Origin of the sequence: Spirillospora sp. NPDC049652, from assembly GCF_040675125.1 — a bacterium.
Taxonomy (GTDB): Bacteria; Actinomycetota; Actinomycetes; order Streptosporangiales; family Streptosporangiaceae; genus Spirillospora.
Genome location: NZ_JBFAOF010000507.1, coordinates 1 through 5247, shown reverse-complemented (window position 1 = coordinate 5247; position 5247 = coordinate 1). Strand labels below are relative to the sequence as shown.

Sequence of the window (5247 nt, the reverse complement as noted above, 5' to 3'; positions counted from 1 at the left end):
CCCGCACCATGACCGAGACGAGGTCGGACCCGGCGGCCAGCTCGGCGATCCCGGCGGCGCTCCGCGCGCCCGCCGCGACAAGCGGCGCGACCGCCTCGGGACGCGTGTCGTAGACGACCAGCCCGCGTTCGACCAGGTGTTTCGCCATCGGCGCGCCCATCTGGCCCAGCCCCACGAAGCCGACCGTCATGCCCGGAACACCTCGCCGCCGTCCACGTTGACGATCTGGCCGGTGATCCAGCGCGCCTCGTCCGAGAGGAGGAACAGGCACATCCCGGTCAGGTCCTCGGGGGTGCCCATGCGCTTGAGCGCCAGCCGGTCCCGGACGATCTTCTGCGACATGTTCCCCGGCACGACGGTCCGGTTCGCCTCGGTGTCGGTCGGGCCGGGCGCGATCGCGTTCACCCGGATGCCCATCGAGCCGAGCTCGTGCGCGAGCTGCTGCGTCAGGCCGTTCACCCCGACCTTCGCCAGGCCGTAGAACCCCGCGTACTGCCAGGCCGCCGTGGACGACTGGTTCACGACCGCGCCGCCGCCGCGCGCCCGCATGTGCGGGACGACGGCGCGGGTGCAGAGCAGCGCGCCGTCCATGTTCACGGCCATGAACCGCTTGTAGTAGTCCCAGTCGACGGTGAACAGGAAGTCGAGCCGCATCGTCCCGAAGATCGCCGCGTTGTTGACCAGGAGGTCGACGCCGCCGAACCGCTCGGCCGCCGCGTCCGCCATGGCCTGGACGGACGCCGGGTCCGACACGTCCGCGTGCACGAACAATCCCTTGACCTCGTCCGCGACCTCCCGGCCCGCGTCGTTGACGTCCGCGACGACGACCGACGCGCCCTCGGCGGCGAGCGCGCGGGCGTACGCCGCGCCGATCCCGCCCGCCGCGCCGGTGACGATCGCGACCTTCCCCTCGAACCGCGCGCTCCCGCTGCCCGCCGTGCCGCCCATCGTCACGCTCCTTCGGCGATCGCCTTGGTCTCCAGGTACTCCTCGAACCCCGCGACGCCCATCTCGCGGCCGATCCCGGACTGCTTGTAGCCGCCGAACGGCACGTCCGCGCCGTACCAGACGCCGCCGTTGACGCTGACCGTCCCGGTGCGCAGCCGCGCGGCGACCGCGTTCGCCCGCTCCGGGGATCCGTGCACCGCGCCCGACAGCCCGAACGGCGAGTCGTTCGCGATCCGGACGGCGTCGTCGTCGCCGTCGTGCGCCAGCAGCACCAGCACCAGGCCGAAGATCTCCTCACGTGCGGTGCGGGAGTCGTTCGTCAGGCCGGTGACCAGCGTCGGCTCGATCCAGAAGCCGTGCTCGCGGCCCTCCGGACGGCCGCCTCCGCAGGCGAACGCGCCGCCCTCCTCGACCGCGAGCCGCAGGTACGCCTCCACCCGGTCGCGCTGCGCCGCCGAGACCAGCGGCCCGCAGACCGTCCCGTCGTCGGACGGGTCGCCCGGTCCGAGCCTGGTCAGGGTCTTCGCGATGATCGCGGCGGCCTCGTCGTACCGGTCGCGCGGCACCAGCACGCGGGTGGTGATCGCGCAGCCCTGCCCGGCGTGCGTGACGCCGGCGAACGCGGCGTACGAGCAGGCGGCCTTGAGGTCCGCGTCGTCCAGCACGATGAACGCCGACTTGCCGCCGAGCTCCAGGAACACGCGCTTGAGCGTCTTCGCGGCGGACGCCATGACGGCGCGTCCGGTCGCGGTGGACCCGGTGAACGAGACCAGGTCCACGCGCTCGTCCTCGGCGAGCAGCGCGCCGATGCCGTGGTCGGACGAGGTGAGGACGTTCAGCACGCCCGGCGGCAGGTCGGTCTCCTCGGCGGCGAGGACGCCGAGCGCCGCCGCGCACCAGGGCGTGTCCGGCGCGGGCTTGAGCACGACCGTGTTCCCCGCCGCGAGCGCCGGGCCGACCTTGGCCAGGTTGATCTGGTGCGGGAAGTTCCACGGCGTGATCGCCGCGACGACCCCGGCCGCCTCCCGGACGACCCGCCGGTGCGACGCCATGCCCATCGGCTCGGCGCGTCCGAGGTCGGTCTCCCAGGCGTAGGACTCGGCGAGGTCGGCGAACCAGCCGAGGTCGGCGACCGGGCCGTCGAGCTGCGCGCCGAACGTCAGGAAGCGCGGCGCGCCGGCCTCGCTGATGGTCAGCTCGCGCAGCTCGTCGGCGTGGCGCTGGAGGGCGTCCCGGAGTTGCCGCAGGCAGTGGGCCCGGAACTTCACATCGGACGCCCAGCCGGTCTCGTCGAACGCGCGCCGCGCGGCGGTCAGGGCACGGTCGAGGTCTTCGGCCGCGGCGTCGGCGGCCTGGCCGATGACCTGGCCGGTCGCGGGGTCGAGGGTGTCGAACGCGCCGCCGGAGCCGGGGACGAGGCGGCCGTCCAGGAGGAGGGGGGAGGGTGCGTTGCCGAACAAGCGATCGGTTGTTCTGGACACCTGTCCAGACTACATTTCACGGCATGACCGAACGCAACCCCCGCCCCGACTATTCGGGGGAGTTCGACCCGGACTTCCGCTTCGAGGACCTGTCCCGGGAGGCGCTCGTCCGCCTCGTCCGCGAGTACGCCCTGATCGTCCACCTGCTCGACCGCTCGTGCCTGACCGCGGTCGGCCTCCGCTACGGGCAGGAGGCCGTCGAGGAGATCGCCATCGAGGAGTGGAAGGGCGCGAGCCCGGTCTACACCCGCCGCATCCGCGAGATCATGCGGATCGAGGGCGACGGCGTCTCGGCCATCTTCAAGCTGCTCCAGCTCGACCCGGGGTTCGCCCAGCACTACATGGACGTCGAGTACGAGCTGATCGACGAGCGGCACGGGTTCTTCCAGCTCCGCTCGTGCGGCGCGCTGCTCGACGTCGAGCCGTTCGGCGAGCGGTCGATCAAGGGCATGTGCCACACCATCGAGGACGGCACGTTCGACATCACCGCGCAGGCGGTGAACCCGAAGGCGCGGATCCGGCCCGTCCACCGGCCGCCCCGGAACCCGGCCGGACGCGTCCCGCACTGCCGCTGGGAGGTGGTCATCGACGACACCACCGAGACGCTGCCCGAGGCGGACATCACCCGCATGACGGCCGGGACGACGGCCGCCCGGCACCGCTTCCCGCCGATGCGGGACGGCACCCCGCACCTCCCCGGTTGAGCCGCCGGGCCTTCCCGGGTGATCTGCCTCACCGGGGCGACGCGTTGTCACCGGCGAGCGTCCGTTGTACGTTGCTGGACAGTTCGTCAATAAGACTTCGCCCGCCGGAGGCGCCCCATGACCGCCCAGCTCGGGGAGGCGGACAACCTCGTCCTGCAGGCCCGCGACGTGCGCTTCGACTGGTCCGCGGTGCCGCTGCACTGGATCCCCCGCGACCCGGTCGCGACCCACCTGATCAACGTCCTGCACATGCTGCTGCCGGCCGGCGAGGAGTGGTTCGTACGGGTGTTCAAGGAGGCCGTCCCGCTCATCCGGGACGACCGCCTGCGCGAGGACGTGCTCGGCTTCATCGGCCAGGAGGCCATGCACGCCGCGTCCCACGACGCCGTCCTCACCCACTTCGTCGAACAGGGCCTCGACGTGCGGCCGTTCGTCCGGCAGGCCGAGTTCTTCTTCGAGAGCATGCTCGGCGACCGCGGCCTCACCGGCGACCGGGGCCGCGCCTGGCTCAACGAGCGGATCTCCCTCATCGCCGCGATCGAGCACTTCACCGGCGTCCTCGGCGACTGGGTGCTGAACGCGGCGGAACTCGACCGCGCCGGCGCCGACCCGATGATGCTCGACCTGCTGCGCTGGCACGGCGCCGAGGAGGTCGAGCACCGGCACGTCGCGCACGACCTGTTCATGCACCTGGACGGCCGGTACTCCGTCCGGGTGCGCGCGATGGCCGAGACGATCACCATGCTGACCTCGTTCTGGCAGCGCGGGCACCGCTACCTCATGGCCGCCGACCCGATCGTCCAGGGACGGATCAAGGGCGGCGTCCGGCACATCCGCCGCACCGGACGCGCCGGGCTCACGCCCAGCGGACGCATGGTCGGCGCGTCCGTCCGCCGCTACCTGCGCCGCGACTACAGCCCCCTCGCCGAGGGGTCCACCGAGCAGGCCCTCGCCTACCTCGCCTCGTCCCCGGCCGCGCAGGCGGCGCTCCGATGAGCCGCCTGCCCTACCCCGCCGACCTGTACGGACGCCGCGACCGCGACCGGTTCTGGGTCGCGCTGGACGCGTTCTTCGTCGGCGTCGAGCGGCTGCGTTCGCTGCGCCCGCCCGTCCTGCCGCCGGTCCGCGAGGTGGACCGCTCGACGGCCCTGGTCGTCCGGTCCGTCCGCAAGGTCGCCGAGGACGTCGTCGCGCTCACCCTCGCGGCACGCGACGGCGGCGTCCTGCCCGCGTGGCGTCCCGGCTGCCACCTCGACGTGCACCTGCCGTCCGGCCGCCGCCGCCAGTACTCCCTGTGCGGCGACCCGTCCGACCGCCGCACCTACCGCATCGCCGTCCGCCGCCTCCCGGACGGCGGCGGTGGCTCCCTGGAGATCCACGACCGGATCGGGGAGGGCGACGTCCTCAGGGTCCAGGGACCCCGCAACGCCTTCCCACTCGTCCCCCGCGACCGCTACCTGTTCCTCGCGGGCGGCATCGGCATCACCCCGATCCTCCCGATGGCGCACGCCGCCCACCGGGCCGGGGCCGACTGGCGGCTCGTCCACACCGGCCGCTCCCGCGAGAGCCTGCCCTTCCTGGACGAGCTGTCCGAGCTTCCCGCGGACCGCGTCACCCTCCGCACCGACGACGCCGACGGCGTCCCCACCGGCGCCGACCTGCTGGCGGACGCGACGCCCGGCACCGCCGTCCTCGTCTGCGGCCCGGCCCCGATGATCGACGCCGTCCGCGCCGCCTTCCCGGACGGCGCGACCCTGCACTACGAACGCTTCGCCCCCGCGCCCGTCACCGGCGGCCGCCCCTTCGAAGTGCGGCTCGGGCGTTCCGGGCCCGTCCTGCCGGTTCCGGCGACGCGCTCGGCCCTGGACGTCGTCAGGGAGGCGCGCCCCGACGTCGCCTACTCGTGCCGCCAGGGGTTCTGCGGCACCTGCAAGGTCAGGGTCCTGGCGGGGGAGGTCGACCAGCGCGCCCCGTCCGACCCGGCGGGCGACGACACCATGCTCATCTGCGTCTCCCGGGCCACCGGGGGCCGCCTCACCCTCGACCTCTGAGCCGTCCCCGCACGCCCTGAGCCGTCCCCGCACGCCCCGAGCCGTCCCCGCACGCCCTGAGCC

Annotated in this window: 6 protein-coding genes; 3 read left to right on the top strand and 3 right to left on the bottom strand. The window is 73.5% G+C overall.

Annotation, left to right across the window (positions count from 1 at the left end):
- From AB0J52_RS26435 to AB0J52_RS26425, 3 genes are all read right to left on the bottom strand, one after another.
- On the bottom strand, window positions 1–190 hold a 190-nt coding region (locus AB0J52_RS26435; protein WP_500184988.1), incomplete at its 3' end, for an NAD(P)-binding domain-containing protein.
- Window positions 187–948, bottom strand: a complete 762-nt coding sequence (locus AB0J52_RS26430) for an SDR family oxidoreductase (protein WP_500184986.1) — start codon at window positions 946–948, stop codon at window positions 187–189. The genes AB0J52_RS26435 and AB0J52_RS26430, both read right to left, overlap by 4 nt.
- A 2-nt stretch (window positions 949–950) precedes the next feature.
- Entirely contained in the window at window positions 951–2408 is a 1458-nt protein-coding gene (locus AB0J52_RS26425; RefSeq protein WP_500184985.1) for an aldehyde dehydrogenase, read from the bottom strand.
- Window positions 2409–2452: 44 nt separating this feature from the next.
- On the opposite strand from AB0J52_RS26425, the gene AB0J52_RS26420 reads away from it, so the two are divergent.
- The 3 genes from AB0J52_RS26420 (at window position 2453) to AB0J52_RS26410 (ending at window position 5184) form a co-directional block, all read left to right on the top strand.
- The gene (locus AB0J52_RS26420) at window positions 2453–3133 is read left to right on the top strand and encodes a hypothetical protein (RefSeq protein ID WP_500184984.1); all 681 of its coding nucleotides are present in this window, start codon (window positions 2453–2455) and stop codon (window positions 3131–3133) included.
- Between the two features lie 117 nt (window positions 3134–3250).
- Window positions 3251–4129: a metal-dependent hydrolase gene (locus AB0J52_RS26415; protein WP_500184982.1), complete on the top strand. Its 879-nt coding sequence runs from the start codon at window positions 3251–3253 to the stop codon at window positions 4127–4129.
- The gene (locus AB0J52_RS26410; RefSeq protein WP_500184981.1) at window positions 4126–5184 is read left to right on the top strand and encodes a PDR/VanB family oxidoreductase; all 1059 of its coding nucleotides are present in this window, start codon (window positions 4126–4128) and stop codon (window positions 5182–5184) included. Before AB0J52_RS26415 ends, AB0J52_RS26410 begins: the two co-directional genes overlap by 4 nt.
- The last annotated feature ends 63 nt before the right edge of the window (window positions 5185–5247 follow it).